Raw genomic sequence first — 19,150 nt, 5'->3', positions numbered from 1 at the left:
ACAGTAGCGAAGCAGGTTCGCTGAGCGGAAGAGAACGTCCAGAATCCGGTCAATGGCCGGTATGGACTAGTAGCATTTGCCGCACTTTTGCCGTGATATGTCGGACCGTGGGAAGGCCGCCGAACACCCGCCGAACACCCGCCGAACACCCGCCGAGCAAGCGCCGCACACCGGCCGCACACCCGCCGGAGCCCGCCGGAGCCCACCGGAGCCCGCCGGAGCCCGCCGGGAGCGCGCCTCACTTCATGCGGGTGGCCCACTCCTGGACCTTGGCGATGCGCTGCCGCAACTGTCCCGCCGTCGCCTCCGCGCTCGGCGGTCCGCCGCACACGCGCCGCAGCTCGGTGTGGATCACCCCGTGCGGTTTGCCGCTCTGGTGGACGTACGCGCCGACCATCGTGTTGAGCTGCTTGCGCAGCTCCATCAGCTCCTTGTGCGAGACCACCGGCCGCCGCTCGGCCGGCAGCTCCAGCAGGTCGGCCTCGGTGTCGGGCCTCTTCCTGCTGTGCGCGATCTGCTTCGCCTGCCGCTTCTGGAGCAGCATCTGCACCTGGTCGGGCTCCAGGAGTCCCGGGATGCCGAGGTAGTCCTGCTCCTCCTCGCTCCCCGGGTGGGCCTGCATCCCGAACTCGGCCCCGTTGTACATGACCCGGTCGAAGACGGCCTCGGACTCCAGCGCCTCGAAGGCGAACTGCTCCTGCTCGCCGGTGTCCTCGTCCTGCTGCTTCTCCGCCTCCTGGAGGAGCTTCTCCTCCTCGGCGTACGGGTCCTCCTCGCCCTCCTTCCTGGGCTTGTCGAGGGCGTGGTCGCGCTCGACCTCCATCTCGTTGGCGAAGCCCAGCAGATCGGGCACGGTCGGCAGGAACACGGACGCGGTCTCGCCGCGCCGCCGCGACCGTACGAAACGCCCGACGGCCTGCGCGAAGAAGAGAGGGGTCGAGATGGTCGTCGCGTACACCCCGACGGCGAGCCGGGGCACGTCGACGCCCTCGGACACCATCCGCACCGCGACCATCCACCGGTCGGTGCTGCCGCTGAAGTCGTCGATCCGGCCGGAGGCGCCGGCGTCGTCGGAGAGCACCAGGGTCGCCTTGCTGCCGGTGATCTCCCGGATCAGCTTGGCGTACGCCCGCGCCGAGTCCTGGTCGGAGGCGATGACGAGCGCGCCCGCGTCCGGGATCGACTTCCTGACCTCGGTGAGCCGCTGGTCGGCGGCGCGCAGCACGCTCGGCATCCACTCACCGCGCGGATCCAGGGCCGTACGCCACGCCTGGCTGATCGCGTCCTTGGTCATCGGCTCGCCGAGCCGCGCCGCGATCTCGTCACCGGCCTTGGTCCGCCAGCGCATGTTGCCGCTGTAGGAGAGGAAGATGACCGGCCGCACGACATGGTCGGCGAGCGCGGAGCCGTAGCCGTAGGTGTAGTCGGCGGAGGACCGCCGGATCCCGTCGGTCCCCTCCTCGTACGTCACGAAGGGGATCGGGTTGGTGTCGGACCGGAAGGGCGTACCGGTCAGCGCGAGACGGCGGGTGGCCGGCTCGAAGGCCTCCAGGCACGCCTCGCCCCAGGACTTGGAGTCACCGGCGTGATGGATCTCGTCGAGGATGACGAGGGTCTTGCGCTGCTCGCTGCGGTTGCGGTGCAGCATCGGCCGTACGCCGACACCCGCGTACGTCACCGCGACGCCGTGGTAGTCCTTGCTGAGCGGCCCGGCGCTGTACTCGGGGTCGAGCCGGATCCCTATCCGCGCGGCCGCCTCCGCCCACTGCTTCTTCAGATGCTCGGTCGGCGCGACCACGGTCACCTGCTGCACGACGTGGTGGTGCAGCAACCAGGAGGCGAGGGTCAGCGCGAAGGTCGTCTTGCCGGCGCCGGGGGTGGCGACGGCGAGGAAGTCGCGCGGCTGCTCCTGGATGTACTTCTCCATCGCCCCCTGCTGCCAGGCCCGCAGTTTGCTGGCGGTACCCCAGGGGGCGCGGCCCGGGAAGGCGGGAGAGAGGTGGTGGGAGTGCGAGGTGGAGGTGGCGGCGGTGGTAGTCACGGTCTCCGGGTTCGGGGGTCGGGCGGCTATGACAACCGGGCCACCCTACCGGCGGCCCGGGACCGGCAACGCTCGAACCGGGCCGGGGCGGCGCAGGGTGGGACCCACGTCACAGCTTCCGCAGCCGCTGCGCGATCACCCCGATCTCGGCCTCCGCGCCGGAGGCGACATCGATGACCAGGTCGTACGCCGCCTCCTGGTCGCAGCCGGCGAGGTCCACGCCGTGCAGGGCGAGAAAGGTCACCGCGGCGAGCCAGGCGGCGCGTTTGTTGCCGTCCACGAGGGGGTGGTTCGTGGCGAGGGCGTGCAGCAGCGCGGCGGCCTGCTCGTGGAGGTCGTCGTAGGCGACGGTGCCGAACATCCGGGCCCGTGGCCGGTGCACGGCGGAGGCGAGCAGCCCCGGCGCACGGGCCTCGGGGGCCCGGCCGCCGAAGGCGATCCGGGCGATGTCGGTCACCTCGGCCACGGTGAGATGCCTCGTGGACGCTCCGGTGGGCCGCGCGGTCATTCCCCGAGCCTCCGCAACAACTCGGCGTGGGCTCCGGCCAGCGTCTCGGCGACCTCCCGCACCCGGGCCCCCTCCGCGCACAGCCGCGCACGTACGGCGTCCAGCACGATGTCCTCCGGCCCGCACCCGGTGGCGTCCGCGAGGTCCGCGAGGGCGCGATGGAGGTCGGGGTCGAGGGGGAGCGAGAGCACGGTGGTCCGGGCCGGGGGCGGGACGGGGACCGGGGCGGGCGCCGGGACCGGGATGAGGGGCTGCATGAAGGTGAGGGTAGGAAGGGGCGGGGCGGAGAAGCGAGGGGTTTTGGGTGCGGGGGTTCGCCGGGGCGCCGTCGGCCGCGCAGGGGCGGCGCTCAAGCCGCCGCCGGCCGCGCGGAGCGCCGCTCGTGCAGTCGTGTGGTCACCCATCCCCCGATCAGGGCCACGACGGCCATCGGCAGGAAGACGGCGGCGAAGGCCGCCGGATGCGAGGACCCCGCGGCGGAACCCCCGGCCGTGGCGGCCGTGTGCGCGACGCTTCCGCCGCCGAGCGCCGCGAAGGCCGCACCGCCGGCCGCGAGCAGCAGCGCGTTGGACAGGCCGTCCGAGATCTGCAGCGCGGCCGAGTTGGCGCCGGCCTCCTCGGGCGCGGACAGCTTCAGCAGCAGCACGCTGGTGGAGGAGATCACCAGCCCCATCCCGAAGCACCCGATCCCCCAGGCGACGGCCACGGTCCAGGCGGGCACGGAGTGCACGAGCACACTGGGCGCGGTGGCGATGGCCGCGGCGACCAGCACCATCCCGGCCGTCATCAGCCGCTCCCGGTACGGCTCCGCCCAGGCCCGGGTCTGCACCCACGAGCCCAGCGCCCAGGTCCCGCCGGCGGCCGCGAGCGAGAACCCGGCGAGGGTCGGGCTCAGCCCCCGCTCGGTGACCAGCATCAGCGGGACGAAGGACTCGGCGGAGATGAAGGCCCCCGCGGCGAGCCCGCGCAGCAGCACCACGGACGGCAGCCCGCGGGCCGCCCGCCAGGTCCCGCGCGGCAGCAGCCCGAGCACGGCGGGCACGAGCAGCGCGAGCCCGGCCGCGAGCGGGAGGAGGGAGAGGGGCCGCAGCTCCTGGGCGGCGTACTGGAGCAGTCCGGCCCCGAGGGAGATCATCAGGGCGAGCCGGATCCGCCGCCGGTCGAAGGAGGGCTCGGGCCCCTCCCCCACGGCTCCACCGGCCCGCCGCCGTATCTGCGGCAGCGCGAGCGCCAGCGGCGGCAGAACCAGTACGGGTATCCCGAGGAACACCCACCGCCACCCGAGCTGCTCGGTCACGGTCCCCGCCGCGAGCGGCCCGACGATGGACGGTACGACCCAGCACGCGGCGAAGGCGGCCATGATGGCCGGCCGCAACCGCTCCGGATACGCCCGCCCGACGACCACGTACAGGGCGACGATGACCAGCCCGCCGCCGAGGCCCTGCACGGCCCGTCCGAGGATGAACACCCACATGCTCCCGGCGGTCCCCGACACCACCAGCCCGGCCCCGAAGGCCGCGATCCCGCTCCCCAACGCGCCCAGCGGCCCCCGCCGGTCCGACCACTGCCCGGCGAGGACCATCCCGAACAGACTGGTGGTGAAGTACCCGGAGAACGCGAAGGCGTACAACGACACCCCGCCGAGTTCCCGGGCCGCGACGGGCATGGCGGTGCCCACGGCCGTGGCCTCGAACGCGATGAGCAGCACCACGGAGACGATCCCGACGGTGAGCGCCCGGTAGGCCCGCCCGAGCACACGCTCCCCCTCGGACGCACCAGGACTCACACACTCGTCTGCGACACCGGCGTCGCGGGGTTCCAGGGCTGTCATGCCCGCAAGCGTAAGGTCCGCCACTGACATTGACCCCTGTCAGAAGACGGACCTCCGTCTCCCTCCTTGGTCGTACGCCCCCCGGTTCGTGAACGCAGCATGGCAGCCTCGTTGCAGCGCCGCCGTCCCCCTTGAGCCGCCCTCCGCCCCGCCCGTACGGTCATCTCACCGCGACGGAACGGGCCTCGACCTCCCGCTCCCGACCCGGCCGTGTGCCCGAGTGGCTTAGGGACTCGCCTGCAAAGCGAGGTACGTGGGTTCAATTCCCGCCACGGCCTCCCACACCGCCGTAGGGCCGGCCACTTGCCAGTGGCCGGCCCTACGGCCGTCGGTCCTTCGGCCGCCGTACCCGGTGCCCAAACCCCTTACTGTTCCCCGGATTTAACCTCCGCCCCCTTGGCGACCCTTCCTCTACGCGCGTAACTTGAGCCGACCCCCACAGCATGCACGAACCCGGCCGTACCGACGACGTACGAGGAGACCGCCAGCGTGTCCAGAACCGCGGGGAGCAGACCCCGCCGCAGCGTCAACACCCTGATATCCGTGGGTGTGGCCAGTACGTTCGCCATCATCTCCCTCCCCGCCGCGTACGCGACGCCGTCCGCCTCGGCGGTGATCTCCGAGGTGTACGGCGGTGGCGGCAACTCGGGGGCGACCCTGACCCGGGACTTCGTCGAACTCGGCAACGCGGGGTCGGCGGCCTACGACCTGAGCGGGTACAGCGTGCAGTACCTGCCCGGTTCGCCGTCCTCCTCCTCGACGTGGCAGGTGACCACGCTCAGCGGGTCCGTCGCGCCGGGCGGGCGGTTCCTCGTCGCCGAGGCTGCGGGGTCCGGGGGGACGACCGCCCTGCCGACCGCCGACGCCACCGGCACCATCGCCATGAGCGCCACCAGCGGCACCCTCGCGCTGGTGTCCGGTACGACCGCGCTGACCTGCAAGACCGCCGCCGACTGCGCCGCCGACAGCCGGATCGTGGACCTCGTGGGGTACGGCACGGCGGTCGTCCGGGAGGGCAGCGGGCCGGTCACCGGGGCCTCCAACACCGCCTCCGTGGCCCGCGGCACCTCCCTCGCCGACACCGACGACAACGCCGCCGACCTCACCGCCGGGGCGCCCTCCCCCGTCAACTCGGCGGGGCAGACCCCCGGTTCGGGCGACGGTGACGGGGGTGGCGGGGGCGACGACCCCACCCAGCCGGGCACCGTCCGCATCCACGACATCCAGGGCACCACCCGTCTCTCCCCGCTCGCCGGACAGACCGTCACCCGGGTCCCGGGCATCGTCACCGGCGTCCGGACCTCCGGGTCCAAGGGGTACTGGATCCAGGACCCGGCCGCCGACTCCGACCCCCGCACCAGCGAGGGTGTGTTCGTCTACACCGGCTCCGTCACCCCCACCGTCGCGGTCGGTGACTCGGTGCTGGTCAGCGGCAAGGTCAGCGAGTACTACCCGAGCAGCACCAGCCAGTCCGTCACCGAGCTCACCGGTCCTACGGCGACCGTGCTGTCCAGCGGCAACGCCCTGCCCGCCGCCGTGACCCTGGACGCCACGAGCGTGCCGTCCGCCTACATCCCCACCGCCGGCGGCGGCAGCATCGAGTCCCTCGCCCTCGAACCGGGCGTGTACGCCCAGGACTTCTACGAGGCGAACGAGGGCATGCGGGTCGCGTTCTCCGACGCGCGGGTCGTCGGCGCCGCCAACTCGTACGGCGAGATGTGGGTGACCGTCAAGCCCGACGAGAACCCGACCGTGCGCGGCGGCACCCTGTACTCCTCCTACGACCAGCCGAACACCGGGCGGATCGAGGTGATGTCGCTCGACACCGCCGCCTCCCCGGCCGCCGACGTCGGTGACGAGCTGTCCGGCACCACCGCCGGCCCCCTCGACTACTCCACCTACGGCGGCTACAACGTCCAGGCCACCCAGCTCGGAACCCGCGTCGACCACGGGCTGAAGCAGGAGGTGACCCGCCGCCAGAAGGGCGACGAGCTGGCCGTCGCCACCTACAACGTGGAGAACCTGGACGCGCTGGACGACCAGACGAAGTTCGACCGGCTCGCCCAGGGCGTCGCGGTCAACCTCAGCTCGCCCGACATCGTCGCCCTGGAGGAGATCCAGGACGACAACGGCGCCACGGACGACGGCACGGTCACCTCCGAGGCCACCCTCACCCGCTTCACCGACGCCATCCGCGCGGCCGGCGGCCCCCGCTACCGGTGGCGCTACATCGCCCCCACCAACGACCAGGACGGCGGCGAGCCCGGCGGCAACATCCGTCAGGTCTTCCTGTTCAACCCCAAGCGCGTCTCCTTCACCGACCGGGCCGGCGGGGACGCGACCACGGGCACGAGCGTGGTGAAGTCACGCAAGGGGGTGCACCTCACCTACTCCCCCGGCCGGATCGACCCGACGAGCGACGCCTGGAGCAGCAGCCGCAAGCCGCTGGTCGGTGAGTTCGTCTTCCACGGCGAGTCCGTGTTCGTGATCGCCAACCACTTCACCTCCAAGGGCGGCGACCAGCCCCTGCACGGCCGCTACCAGCCGCCGGCCCGAAGCTCCGAGACCCAGCGTCAGGCGCAGGCGGCCGAGGTGAACACCTTCGTGAAGTCGCTGCTCGCCGCCGACAAGAACGCCAAGGCGGTGGTCCTCGGCGACCTCAACGACTACGAGTTCTCCCGGACCGTCGGCACGCTCACCGACGGCAAGGTCCTCACCCCGCTGATCACCACCCTGCCGGCCGCCGAGCGCTACACCTATGTGTACGACGGCAACTCGCAGACCCTGGACCACATCCTGACGAGCCCGGCCGTCACCCGCTACGACTACGACGTGGTGCACCTCAACGCCGAGTTCGCCGACCAGGCCAGCGACCACGACCCGCAGATCGTGCGGATCGACGTCACCGGGTGCCGCCACTAGGGCCTGTCGCCAGGGCCTGAAGCCAGGGCCTGGAAGGGTCTAGACGTCGGCGCAGAGTCCGCCGCCCGGCTCGTCCTCGAACATCCCCGGCCAGTAGCGCCAGCCGTCGTCGGTGGGGGTGTTCGGGGTCGGGTCGCAGGCGACCGGGTCGACGGCGGCCAGGGTGCGGCACATCGTCTCGGCGAGCTGGTCGTAGGCCTCGGTGAGGTCGTGGACCGCGTCCAGGGCCTTCTCCCGGCGTATCAGCCAGAGGGTGAACGCCAGGGTGGAGACATCGGCGTTGAGCGGGCGCAGGGCGAGGTCGGGCTCGCTCCAGCTGAGCACCGCGCCCGAGTCGCCGTCGACGACCAGGCTGGTGTCCTCGAGGAGATGGCCGAGGCGGATCAGCCGGTCCGCGTTCAGCGGGAGCCGCTCGTCGGTGAGGACGCCCTCGTAGGCGTCGGCGCAGTACTCGGCGAGGGTCTGCAACGGCATGTCCGTCTCCAGCGAGAACCAGACGACCTCCTCCGGCAGGCCCACCTCGCGCAGGAAACGGCGGGTCGGGGCGTGGGTGAGGGCCTTCGGGCAGTCGACGTCCTCGAAGCGGGCGACCTCGCCGCCGCCGAACTCGTCCTCCAGGAGGCGGGGCGGCAGGTCCAGGGCCAGTCCGGACGCGGTGCCGGGGCCGGCCACCAGGGCGAGCGGGCGGATCACGGCGGCCAGCTTCCAGAAGAGGCCGGTCCCGTCGCCGGCCGCCCCCTCCTCGAACACGGCGAGGAGCTGCCGGCTCGCCTCGGCGACCGCCTGCGGGCCCAGCCGGCCCGCGTAGGAGGCGAACTGGCCGCGCAGGGCGGCGAGTTCGTCGACAGCGGTCGCGAAGCGCAGCAGCTTCTCCAGGGAGGGCGCCAGGGGGCGGGTGTCCATCAGGTCGGGGCGGTCGTGCAGGAAGTACGTCGTGGAGATCTCGCCCGTCGTGCCGTCCAGCAGGACGGACTCCCGCTCGCGGCCGTCGGTGCCCAGGATGCCGCCTATCACCAGGCGGTCGCGCAGCTCCGCCGCCAGCCGGCCCTCGGGGTCGCCGGTGGAGTCGGCGACCGTGCGCAGGCCGTCCGTGCGCAGCGCCTCGAACGTCAGCAGGCCGCCCTCGCCCGGCAGTCCGGGCCCGGTCAGCCAGCGGCGCGTCGCGGCGTGCGTGACGTAGGGGTTCAGCTCGTCATCGGTGAAAACGATCGTGGTGGTGCTCCTGGCCGTGCTCATCGGTCCCCCGTGCGTGAAAGGTGCGTGCGCCGTCCCACTGCTCCGCAGCCTACGCGGGCCCACTGACAATGGCCCCGACCTGCGACGACGCCCCGGGCGGCAGCAGCAGCCCACACTGAAGAGACGTCAAACCACCCTGGCGCGTTCCCTTCCCGCCGGAATCGCCTCGACCACCCCGTACCCGGTCTTGTCCCGGCCGGCCTCCCGGCGGCCACCGCCGTCGGGTCCGGCGCCCGGACGGCCACGTGCAGCGGGCGGGCGCGGACGAGTCCGACGTAGGCCGGCAGGGCGGGGCCGAGGACCACGTCCGGCACGACGGCCGGAGACGATCGTCCGGCGGAAGGCGTCCCCGCGCACAGGGGCGGCCCTCGGCAGCCGTGCCACCGGCGCCTCGGCGACCGTGGACTTCCCGGACGCCATCACTCCGGTGACGAGGACGACGCCCTTCGCTCCGGGAAGCCCGTCACGTGAGGTAGACGCCGCCCAGCACCACGGCCAGCGCCGCCACCGCGAACACCAGGATCCACAGCAGCAGTTTGCCCACGCTCGGCGGGGGTTCGTAGCGCTGCGGATCGCTCACTGGCCCGTCACCACCGCGGCCTGGGGGCGGATCGGGAGGCGGTTGACGGGGCGGCCCGTCGCGGCGCGCACGGCGGACGCGATGGCCGCCGGGGACGTCACCACCGGGACCGCGCTGGCCGCCTTCGCCCCGAAGGGGGCGACCACGTCCCGTTCCTCGACGAGTCTGACGATCCGGATGTCCGGGGCGTCGAGAGCCGTGGGGAGGGCGTAGCCGGTGAGGTCGGGGTGGCGGATCAGACCGCGCGGGGTGCGCAGGTTCTCGGTGAGCGCGATGCCCACGCCCTGGGTGACGCCCGCCTCGATCCTCGCCGCGAGCTGCGCCGGGTTGAGGATCCGGCCGACGTCCTGGGCGACCGCCAGTTCCACGACCCGCACCGAACCGATCTCGATGTCGACGTCGACGACCGCGCGGACCGCGCAGAACGCCATGCCCACGAACGCGTCGCCCTGGCCCGCGCCGTCCAGCGGCTCGGTCGGGTGCGGGCGGCACTGGGCCGTCGCCCACAGCTCCTTGCCGTGCAGTTCCTCGGCGACCGTCGTCGACAGCACGCCGTCGTACGAGGTGATCTTGCCGTCGGTGATCTGCAGCAGCTCGGTGGACATGCCGAACTTGTGCGCGAGGGGTTGCAGGAGCTGGGTGCGGACCATCCTGGCCGCGCGTTCCACCGCGCCGCCGGAGACCCAGGTGTGCCGGCCCCGGCAGCCCGCGCCGGCGGGGGGCTGGTCGGTGTCCACGGGCGCGACGTGCACCTCTTCGATGCCGAGGGTCTCCTGGACGATCTGGCGGGCCAGGGTGGTGAAGCCCTGGCCGGTCTCCACCGCCGCGCACAGGACCGTCGCGACGCCGTCCTGGACCTTCACGGTCGCCGTGGAGACCTCGTCGGCGCCCTCCGCGCCGAGCATGTGCACCATGCCGAGGCCGTAGCCCACGCCCCGGCGCACCGCGCCCGGTTCGCCCGCGCCCTCGGGGCCGCCGGGCAGCAGCCACTCCTCCTCGGGGGTGTCCTTGGGGAGCGGCGGCAGCGGGTACTCCCGGACGGCCTGGAGGAGTTCGGCGACCGGCGCCGGGCAGGTCACGGTCTGGCCGGTGGGCAGGACGTCGCCGGTCGCCATGACGTTGCGCATCCGCAGCTCGGCCGGGTCGAGCCCGAGTCTCTTCGCCAGCTTGTCCATCTGCGCCTCGTAGGCGGCGCACACCTGCATCGCGCCCTCGCCGCGCACATGGCCCGACGGGGGGTTGTTGGTGCGCACGGCCCAGCCCTCGATGAAGGCGTTCGGGACGACGTACGGGCCGCAGGCGAAGGAGACGGCGGCGGCGAGCGCCTCGGCGGAGGTGTCGGCGTAGGCGCCCGCGTCCAGCAGGATCTGGGCCTCGACCTTGATCAGCCGGCCCTCGGCGTCGGCGTGGTGGCGGTAGCGCAGCAGCGTCGGGTGGCGGTGGACGTGGCCGAGGAAGGACTCCTCGCGGGTCGCCGTGAGCTTCACCGGGCAGCCGGTCTTCAGGGCCAGCAGACCGAGCGGGAGCTGGAAGCCCTGGTCCTCGCGGTCGGCCGTCGCGCCCGGCACCCCGGTGACGACGATCTTCACCCGATCGGGTGCCAGGCCGTAGACGGCCGCGGCGGTGTCGCGGTCGGTGTGCGGGTCGGTGGAGGCCAGATAGAGCTCGACGCCGCCGTCGGGGCGGGGCACGGCGAGTCCGGCCTCGGCGCCGATGGGGGCGGGGTCGGCGCGGCCGATGCGGTACTGGCCCTCGACGACGATCTCGCCGGCCGCGCTCTGGTCGCCGTGGTGCAGCGGGATGTGCCGGATCAGGTTGCCGTCGGGGTGCAGCGCGTCGGCCTCGAACGCCAGCTCGGGGTCGGTCACCGGGTCGAGCACCTCGTACTCGACGATGACGGCCGCGGCGGCCATCCGCGCGGTGTCCGGGTGGTCGGCGGCGACGGCCGCGATGGGCTCGCCGTGATGGCGTACGACCTCGGAGGCGAACACGGGCCGGTCGGCCTTGCCGCGGCCGTGCACCGGGCTGCCGGGGACGTCCTCGTGGGTGACGACGGCGCGCACGCCGGGCATCTCGCGCGCGTGGGAGGTGTCGATCGACACGATCCGCGCGCGCGGGTGCGGGGAGCGCAGCACGGCCGCCCACAGCAGGCCCTCGGCCCACAGGTCGGCGGCGTACGGGAAGGTGCCCTCCGTCTTGGCGCGCGCGTCGGCGGGCTGCAGGGAGGCACCGAGGCCGTGCGGGATCGGCTCGGGGCCCGGGGCGGCCTCCGCGGTGGTCGTCACGGTGGCTGCTTCGTTGCTCACGCCTGGCCTCCGTCCTGGCCCTGTCCGTACACGGGGTCGTGCGGGTGGGGCTGTGCCGGGTTCTCGAACGCCGACGGGTGGACGCCGCCGGCGCCCGGGCCCGCCTGGTGCGGGATACGTGCCTCGTCGCCGTCCGCGTCCGCCTCGGCCTGGGCCTCGCGCTCGGCGACGACGTCCTTCACGGCCCGCAGGACACCCTTGTAGCCGGAGCAGCGGCACAGGTTGCCGCACAGGGCCTGGCGGGTCTCCAGCTCGGTGGGCGCGGGGTTGCCCTCCAGCAGGTCGTGCACGGTCATCGCCATGCCGGGCACGCAGAAACCGCACTGCACGGCCCCGCACCGGGCGAGCGCCCGCTGCACGTCGGAGGGCTGCCCGTCGACGGCGAGGCCCTCGACGGTGCGGATCTCGCTGCCGGCGGTGGTGACGGCCGGGACCAGGCAGGAGGCGACGAGCCGTCCGTCGACCTGGACGTTGCAGGCCCCGCACTCGCCCTGGGAGCAGCCGTCCTTGGCGCCCGCGAGGCCGAGGCGCTCACGCAGGACGTAGAGCAGCGACTCGCCGATCCAGGCGTCGGTGACGGGCCGGTCGGAACCGTTGACGCGCAGGACGTAGGAGGCGAGGGGGTGTTCCTCCGCCGGGGGCGGGGGGAACTCCTCGGGCGCCGCTTCGGTGTCGTCGGCGGCGTCCCCGTGCGCGTGGCCGGCCGGGTCGGCGGAGCCGGGGGGACCGGCGTCCGGGTCGTGTCCGGCGGGGGGCTCGGCGGCGCTCTGAGCGGCCTCTGCGGGCTCGTGGGCACCGCGGGCGCCTCCGGGGGCCCCGGCGGTCCCCTCGGCCTCGGAGACGTCCTCCAGGGCCTCTACGGCCTCGACGGCCTCTACGGCGTCCTCGGCGGGGGCGGTCGGGCCGGACGCGTCGGCCGAGGACGGCGCGGAGTCCGCGGGCGCGTGGTCGAGGGTGTGCGCCGCGGCGTGGTCCACCCCGTGCGGGGGCGTGTGCTCGACGCCGTGCGCAGGGGTGTGCCGGACGTCGGGCGCGGGCGGGTGGACGGTGCCGTACGCGGGCGTGTGGCTCGTGCCGTGCGCCGCGTCGTCGGCCAGCCCGTACGCGCTCTCGTGCGCCGTGTCGTGCGACGCGCCCGGCTCCGGCGCGTGCCCGAACGCGGGGGTGTCGGGACGGCCGGTCTCCTGGAGGTCGGCGTGCTGCGCCTGCTGGGCCCAGTTCTGGCCCGCGCCGTTGGTGGAGCCGGTCGCCCAGGGCGCGGCGGCGCCGCCCGGCAGGGTGGCCGGCGGGGTGCCGCCCCACTGCTCGACCAGGGCCGACGTGGTGAACTCGCCCGACTCGTCGGGCAGATCGCCGCCGGCCACCGGGATCGACCACTGGCCGGTCACGTCGTGGCCCGGGCCCGGCGCGTGCGGTCCCGCCGGGCCGGCCGAGGTGTCGGTGAAGCTCCACTGGCCGGTCGAGCCCGGGTTGTACGTGAACCGGTCGCCGCCGGAGGTCTCCGGCGGCAGCTGCGGCGCGGGCCACTCGGTGGCGCCGGCCGGGGCCGCCCAGGTGCCGTCCGTCGCGGGGGGCGCGGCCGCTATCTGCGGCGGCACATACCCGTGACCGGGCGCGGCGAGCGGGCTGTCGGCGGCCAGGAGCGCGTCGATGCCGCCCTCGGGGAGCTTGACGAACGCGGTGGCCCCGTCGTCGTAGTCGCCCTGGGGCAGCGGGTCCCAGCGGCCGCCGCTCCGGGGCTGCGCGCCCTCTCCGTGCTGGTCGTCGGTCACGACAGCGCCCTCCCCAGTGCTCGTCGGGCCAGCGCGGCGACGGTGCGCCGCAGGTGCAGTACGGCGGGCGGCAGTTCCGGTACGGAACCGTCCACGCCCGGCGTCGGGTCCGGGATGCAGGCGGCGGCGACGTACTCGCCGAACGCGGTCAGCGCCTCCGGGACGATCGTGCGGTTGTTGTCCCAGTCGATGAGCCGGGCGACCCACTGCTCGGCGTCGAGGGGCCGCAGCGGCATCGGCGCTATGGCGCCCACGGCGCACCGGACGCCGCGCCGGGCGGGGTCGAGGACCACCGCGACGGAGGCGGCGGCGCGGCCCGGGCCGGTGCGGCCGGTCGCCTTCAGGAAGACCTGCGGGGCGTGCAGCAGCGGCACGCGCACGTACGCGATCAGCTCGCCGCCGCGCAGCATGTCCACGCCGGCCAGCAGGTGCGACACCGGGATCTCCCGGCGGGCTCCGCCCTGGCCCGCGATGATCAGGGTCGCCTCCAGCGCGGCCAGCACGGGCAGCGCGTCACCGGTGGGGGCCGCGCTGGCGATGTTGCCGCCCAGGGTGCCCGCGTTGCGGATCTGCGGCGGGCCCGCGGCGCGCGCGGCGGCGGCGAGTGCCGGGATCAGCGCGGCGAAGTCGGGGCGGCCCATGCGCGCGTGCGTGAGCCCGGCGCCGAGCAGCGCGTGACCGTCCTGGTACTGCCAGCCGCGGATCTCGCTGATCCGGCCGAGGCCGACCAGCCCGGCGGGCCGGAGCTGTCCCGAGTTGACGGCGGCCATCAGGTCGGTGCCGCCGGCCACGGGCACGGCGGCGGGCATGGCCGCGAGGGCCGCCACCGCCTCGTCCAGCGTCGTCGGCAGCGTGACGGCCTGCGCCGCCTGCGGTGCGTGCGTGCTCAAAACCGGCTGCCCCTTCCCGCTGCCCCACGTGGTCCCACCTGTGCGCCGTACGGTACGTGCTGACAGGGCGGACGTGGCAACTCTGGCACATGTTCGCAACACCCGAAGACGGGGGTCCGCTAGGAGGCATTCGCCCACCTCACCGAGGAGATGGTCCGTTTTCGTACGGCATCACCGGTGCGCGTGAATTGCCACTCTTCGGTGACCCTGCCGGGTTTTTCCGTGACGCGGGGACGCGGGGGACGACGCGGGGACAGGGGGGAGGGCACGCGGCAGGGCCCTCGCGGCTACCGGTGCGGCGGGGGGCCGTCGATCGGGCGGCCGAGGACGCCGGGGCGCCGCTGCCACGGCCGGGGCCCCTCCGGCGGGCGGTAGCCGACCCCGAGGGCGTCGAGCCGGCCGTAGTGGGCCTCCATCCGCCGCTCGAAGTCGGCGAAGTCCCGTTCCCCGGGGGCGGGCAGGGCGCTCCAGGCGACCTCGGCGAACGCCGCGAGCCGGGGGAACGCCTGGTAGTCCACGCGCGCGTGGTCCTCCATCACCTCGGTCCACAGGTTGGCCTGCGTGCCGAGCACGTGCGCCCTCTCCTCGGGTGTGAACTCCTGCGGAACGGGCTCGAACCGGTAGACGTCCTCCAGGGTGCGGACGTACCCGATGGGCACCGGCTCGTCCGGTCCGCCGTCCTGCCGGTGGTCGAGGTAGACCTGCTGCTCGGGGCACATGACGACGTCGTGGCCCGCGCGCGCGGCGGCGGTCCCGCCCGCGTAGCCGCGCCAGGACGACACGGCGGCACCGGGCGCGAGCCCGCCCTCCAGGATCTCGTCCCAGCCGATCAGCCGGCGCCCGCGCGCGGACAGCCAGGTGTCGAAGTGCCGGACGAACCAGGACTGCAGCGCCTCCTCGTCGGCCAGCCCGAGTTCCTTCATCCGGGCCTGCGCGGCGGGCGACCGCCGCCACTGGTCCTTGGGACATTCGTCGCCGCCGATGTGGACGAACCCCGAGAGCCCCGGGAACGGGACGGCGTCCGCCGGGAACAGCTCCAGGACTTCCTCGAACACCCCCTCGTAGAAGCGCAGGGTGTTGTCAGTGGGGGCGAGTACGTTCGGGTTGATGCCCCAGGTGTCCCAGACGGAGAGGCGGGTGGTGTCGATGACGTCGGTGTTGCCGAGTTCCGGATACGCGGCGATCGCGGCCTGCGAGTGGCCCGGTACGTCGATTTCGGGGACGACGGCGATATGCCGCTCGGCGGCGTACGCCACGATCTCCCGGATGTCGTCCTGGGTGTAGAAGCCACCGTGCGGCTTCTCGTCCCACAGAGGTGAGGCGCGATGGCCGAATTTCGTGCGGGCCCGCCAGGAGCCGGCCTCGGTCAGCCGGGGATACCTCTTGATCTCGATCCGCCAGCCCTGGTCGTCCGTCAGATGGAAGTGGAAGACGTTCAGTTTGTGCGCCGCCATCAGGTCCAGGTAGCGCAGGACGCCTTCCTTGGGCATGAAGTGCCGGGCGACGTCGAGCATGAGACCACGCCAGCGGAAGCGGGGGCCGTCCTCGATGATCTGGTGCGGGATGCCGTAGCGGATGCCGGGGCGCACGGGGGCGCGCCGGAAGGCGTGGCGGCCGAGGAGCTGACGCAGCGTCTGGGCGCCCCAGAAGACACCGGCCGGGCCTCCGCCGCGGATCTCGGCCCCCCGGTTCGCGACGACGCTCAGCCGGTACGCCTCCGGCTCCAGCGTGTCGTCCAGGAGCAGTCGGACGGAGTCTCGGGCGCCCTCGGGGCCGGGCGGCAGGGCCAGCCCGAAGGCGGCGCCCAGGGTGGAGCGCAGCCAGCGCTCGGTGGTCCCCGTGCCGGGCCCGGCCCACAGCGTGGTGGCGTCGTCGAACACGACACCGCAGCGCATGGGCCCCTCCACGGCGCGGGGCGCGGGAATGAGATCCGTCGGAGAAGTCACGTCAGTCCTTTACCTTGCGAAGTGCCGCTGATGACGGTCGACTCGGCGGAGAGGAAGTCGTTGCGGGGCGAAAAGAATCCGTCGCAGAAAGCGCGTACGGCTCACCCCGTCGAGGTCGCGAAGGGCGGCTGGAAGGCGATGTGCGGGGGATCGTCAGCGCCTCCTCGGGCACCGTCCGGGCCACCAGGAACATGATCGGCAAGGCGGTCCGGAAGCGAAACCGGAATCGGGTCCCGGCGATCGCGGCGAGAAACGCGATCAGCCGGCCGCCGAGGAAGTGATCGAGGAAGTGATCGAGGAAGTGACGGCCGAATTCCTGCCACCCGAACACCCGCCGGAAGGAGTGCCCGTCCTGCCGTCGGTGCTTCATGAGGGGTGCCTCCGCCAAGGCGTCGCGTTGCAACATGCGCAATCACAATTTCATGGTGCGCAACATCCGGAAGCCTACGGACCCCATGAACACGACCACAAGGGGTCTCCACCACTCCGTGACACGACAAAGGCCCCCGAGGCGCGCCGAAACGCGCCCCCGGGGGCCTCGGAGATACAGAAGGGCCGGAAGGCTACTTGCCGCCCTTGCCACCCTTGTCGTCGCCGCCGCCGATACCCATCGACTCGAAGATCTCCTTGCACATCGGGCACACGGGATACTTCTTCGGGTCGCGGCCGGGCACCCACACCTTGCCGCACAGCGCCACGACGGGCGTGCCGTCGAGGGCGCTCGCCATGATCTTGTCCTTCTGGACATAGTGCGCGAAGCGCTCGTGGTCACCGTCGCCGTGCGACACCTGTGGCGTCGGCTCTACGAGGGTCCCCGTACCAGTACCGCGCTCGGGCTCAAGAGTGCTCATGCGCCCAAGGGTACTGAAGGTCACAGGGATCAGTTGAGCGAAGGGTCGTCCGGGTACGTCGCCACCATCGCGAGTTCGCTGCGCTGGCGGCGCAGGACCTCGCGCCAGAGCCTTTCCGGGGACGGGGAGGAGACGTCGCCGGGTTCGGACTCGACGACGTACCAGGCGCCCTCGACCAGTTCGTCCTCCAGCTGGCCGGGGCCCCAGCCGGCGTATCCGGCGAAGATCCGCAGGGAGCCGAGGGCCGAGGCGAGGAGTTCCGGCGGGGCCTCCAGGTCGACGAGGCCGATCGCGCCGTGCACCCGGCGCCAGCCGAGCGGGCCGCGCTCGCCCGAGGAGTCGCCGGGGATGACGGCGACGCCCAGCGCGGAGTCGAGGGAGACCGGGCCGCCCTGGAAGACCACGCCCGGTTCCCCGGTGAGGTCGGCCCAGCCCTCCAGGATGTCGCCCACGCCGACGGGGGTCGGACGGTTGAGGACGACACCGAGGGAACCCTCCTCGTCGTGGTCGAGAAGGAGCACCACCGCACGGTCGAAGTTCGGGTCCGCCAGGGCGGGTGTGGCCACGAGCAGCCGCCCTGTGAGCGAGGACACCTCGGTCATGCCAGACATGATCCCGCATCTTCCCGTGAAGTGGGGAGGCAATGCGGACAGACGGGCGAGGGGCAGGTCGGGCGCACGGATGCGGTCCGGGCGCACGAACAGGAAGGGGCCTTCACGGTGACCGCACGTACCCGTCGCGGAACGGTTCGTGTTGTGACACAGCTATGACCTTCCTGGGTCGTCCTCGGGCTTACTTGAGGGGCCCCGGTGGCGATTACCCTGTCTGCTCTGGCCCTTGCCCCGATCCATCGGCCCCTGTCCCAGTCCACCACCCATGGAACGCGAGATACATGACCGTCAACGGCTCTGACGACGTACTGCTTGTCCACGGCGGAACCCCGCTCGAGGGCGAGATCCGTGTCCGCGGTGCGAAGAACCTCGTACCGAAGGCCATGGTCGCCGCCCTGCTGGGCAGTGAGCCGAGTCGGCTGCGCAACGTTCCGGACATCCGTGACGTGCGGGTCGTACGCGGCCTGCTGCAACTGCACGGGGTGACGGTCCGTCCGGGTGAGGAGCCGGGTGAGCTGGTGCTCGACCCGACCTATGTGGAGAGCGCGAACGTCGCCGACATCGATGCCCACGCGGGCTCGAGCCGTATCCCGATCCTCCTGTGCGGTCCGCTGCTGCACCGTCTCGGCCACGCCTTCATCCCCGGCCTCGGCGGGTGCGACATCGGCGGCCGGCCCATCGACTTCCACTTCGAGGTGCTGCGGCAGTTCGGCGCGACGATCGAGAAGCGGGCGGACGGGCAGTACCTGGAGGCGCCGCGGCGGCTGCGCGGCACGAAGATCCGGCTGCCGTACCCGTCGGTCGGCGCGACCGAGCAGGTGCTGCTGACGGCCGTCCTCGCGGAGGGCGTCACCGAGCTGTCCAACGCGGCGGTCGAGCCGGAGATCGAGGACCTGATCTGCGTCCTGCAGAAGATGGGCTCGATCATCGCGATCGACACCGACCGCACGATCCGCATCACCGGTGTGGACAAGCTCGGCGGCTACACCCACCGCGCGCTGTCGGACCGTCTCGAGGCCGCGTCCTGGGCGTCGGCGGCGCTGGCGACCGAGGGCGACATCTACGTCCGCGGCGCCCAGCAGCGCTCGATGATGACGTTCCTGAACACCTACCGGAAGGTGGGCGGTGCCTTCGAGATCGACGACGAGGGCATCCGCTTCTGGCACCCCGGCGGCCAGCTGAAGTCCATCGCGCTGGAGACGGACGTGCACCCGGGCTTCCAGACCGACTGGCAGCAGCCCCTGGTGGTCGCGCTGACGCAGGCCACGGGTCTGTCGATCGTCCACGAGACGGTCTACGAGTCCCGGCTGGGCTTCACCTCGGCCCTGAACCAGATGGGCGCCCACATCCAGCTCTACCGCGAGTGCCTGGGCGGCTCCGACTGCCGCTTCGGCCAGCGCAACTTCCTGCACTCCGCGGTGGTCTCCGGCCCCACCAAGCTCCAGGGCGCCGACCTGGTCATCCCCGACCTGCGCGGCGGCTTCTCCTACCTGATCGCCGCCCTCGCGGCCCAGGGCACCTCCCGTGTCCACGGCATCGACCTGATCAACCGCGGCTACGAGAACTTCATGGAGAAGCTGGTGGAGCTGGGCGCGAAGGTCGAGCTGCCGGGCAAGGCGCTCGGCTAGCCGGCGGCGGCCGGCCGGCAGTACGGCG

General features: G+C 72.9%; 13 protein-coding genes, 1 tRNA gene and 2 pseudogenes. 3 read left to right on the top strand and 13 right to left on the bottom strand.

The annotated features are described in order from the left end of the window. Window positions 1-238: 238 nt before the first annotated feature. From AQJ64_RS18950 to AQJ64_RS18935, 4 genes are all read right to left on the bottom strand, one after another. Window positions 239-2,041: a DEAD/DEAH box helicase gene (locus AQJ64_RS18950; RefSeq protein WP_059202789.1), complete on the bottom strand. Its 1,803-nt coding sequence runs from the start codon at window positions 2,039-2,041 to the stop codon at window positions 239-241. A 109-nt stretch (window positions 2,042-2,150) separates the two neighbouring features. Next, window positions 2,151-2,549, bottom strand: a complete 399-nt coding sequence (locus AQJ64_RS18945) for a type II toxin-antitoxin system death-on-curing family toxin (RefSeq protein WP_059202788.1) — start codon at window positions 2,547-2,549, stop codon at window positions 2,151-2,153. Next, window positions 2,546-2,806, bottom strand: coding sequence for a hypothetical protein (locus AQJ64_RS18940; RefSeq protein ID WP_244902669.1), 261 nt, complete (start codon window positions 2,804-2,806; stop codon window positions 2,546-2,548). The genes AQJ64_RS18945 and AQJ64_RS18940 overlap by 4 nt, the downstream gene beginning before the upstream one ends. A gap of 92 nt (window positions 2,807-2,898) precedes the next feature. After that, window positions 2,899-4,380: an MFS transporter gene (locus AQJ64_RS18935; RefSeq protein WP_055634832.1), complete on the bottom strand. Its 1,482-nt coding sequence runs from the start codon at window positions 4,378-4,380 to the stop codon at window positions 2,899-2,901. A gap of 206 nt (window positions 4,381-4,586) precedes the next feature. Here AQJ64_RS18935 and AQJ64_RS18930 point away from each other — a divergent pair. Beyond that, window positions 4,587-4,658 (top strand) — tRNA-Cys (locus AQJ64_RS18930). 265 nt (window positions 4,659-4,923) lie between these two features. Next, window positions 4,924-7,302 (top strand): endonuclease/exonuclease/phosphatase family protein, encoded by a 2,379-nt coding sequence (locus AQJ64_RS18925; protein ID WP_079061780.1) that lies wholly within the window; start codon window positions 4,924-4,926, stop codon window positions 7,300-7,302. 39 nt (window positions 7,303-7,341) lie between these two features. Here AQJ64_RS18925 and AQJ64_RS18920 read toward each other — a convergent pair whose 3' ends face one another. From AQJ64_RS18920 to AQJ64_RS18885, 9 genes and pseudogenes are all read right to left on the bottom strand, one after another. Beyond that, window positions 7,342-8,538, bottom strand: coding sequence for an SUKH-4 family immunity protein (locus AQJ64_RS18920; RefSeq protein ID WP_055634834.1), 1,197 nt, complete (start codon window positions 8,536-8,538; stop codon window positions 7,342-7,344). Between the two features lie 153 nt (window positions 8,539-8,691). Next, window positions 8,692-8,958: pseudogene (locus AQJ64_RS50960) on the bottom strand (phosphotransferase); the annotation flags it as partial. 156 nt (window positions 8,959-9,114) lie between these two features. Beyond that, entirely contained in the window at window positions 9,115-11,424 is a 2,310-nt protein-coding gene (locus AQJ64_RS18915; RefSeq protein WP_055634835.1) for a xanthine dehydrogenase family protein molybdopterin-binding subunit, read from the bottom strand. Beyond that, window positions 11,421-13,196, bottom strand: coding sequence for a 2Fe-2S iron-sulfur cluster-binding protein (locus tag AQJ64_RS18910; RefSeq protein WP_059202786.1), 1,776 nt, complete (start codon window positions 13,194-13,196; stop codon window positions 11,421-11,423). Before AQJ64_RS18910 ends, AQJ64_RS18915 begins: the two co-directional genes overlap by 4 nt. Next, window positions 13,193-14,086, bottom strand: coding sequence for an FAD binding domain-containing protein (locus tag AQJ64_RS18905; protein WP_055639132.1), 894 nt, complete (start codon window positions 14,084-14,086; stop codon window positions 13,193-13,195). Before AQJ64_RS18905 ends, AQJ64_RS18910 begins: the two co-directional genes overlap by 4 nt. A gap of 287 nt (window positions 14,087-14,373) precedes the next feature. Next, window positions 14,374-16,032, bottom strand: coding sequence for a beta-N-acetylhexosaminidase (locus AQJ64_RS18900; protein ID WP_079061779.1), 1,659 nt, complete (start codon window positions 16,030-16,032; stop codon window positions 14,374-14,376). A gap of 145 nt (window positions 16,033-16,177) precedes the next feature. Beyond that, window positions 16,178-16,375: pseudogene (locus AQJ64_RS52380) on the bottom strand (carbohydrate ABC transporter permease); the annotation flags it as partial. A 220-nt stretch (window positions 16,376-16,595) separates the two neighbouring features. Continuing rightward, window positions 16,596-16,883, bottom strand: a complete 288-nt coding sequence (locus AQJ64_RS18890) for a DUF3039 domain-containing protein (protein ID WP_079061778.1) — start codon at window positions 16,881-16,883, stop codon at window positions 16,596-16,598. 29 nt (window positions 16,884-16,912) lie between these two features. After that, a complete protein-coding gene (locus AQJ64_RS18885) occupies window positions 16,913-17,485 on the bottom strand; it encodes a YqgE/AlgH family protein (RefSeq protein WP_055638575.1) in 573 nt (190 codons plus the stop codon). Window positions 17,486-17,775: 290 nt separating this feature from the next. Between AQJ64_RS18885 and murA the strand changes: the two genes are divergently transcribed. Next, window positions 17,776-19,122, top strand: coding sequence for a UDP-N-acetylglucosamine 1-carboxyvinyltransferase (gene murA / locus AQJ64_RS18880; RefSeq protein WP_055638574.1), 1,347 nt, complete (start codon window positions 17,776-17,778; stop codon window positions 19,120-19,122). The last annotated feature ends 28 nt before the right edge of the window (window positions 19,123-19,150 follow it).

This window comes from Streptomyces griseoruber (assembly GCF_001514205.1).
GTDB lineage: Bacteria > Actinomycetota > Actinomycetes > Streptomycetales > Streptomycetaceae > Streptomyces > Streptomyces griseoruber.
This window is presented reverse-complemented; position numbering and strand designations above follow the sequence as displayed.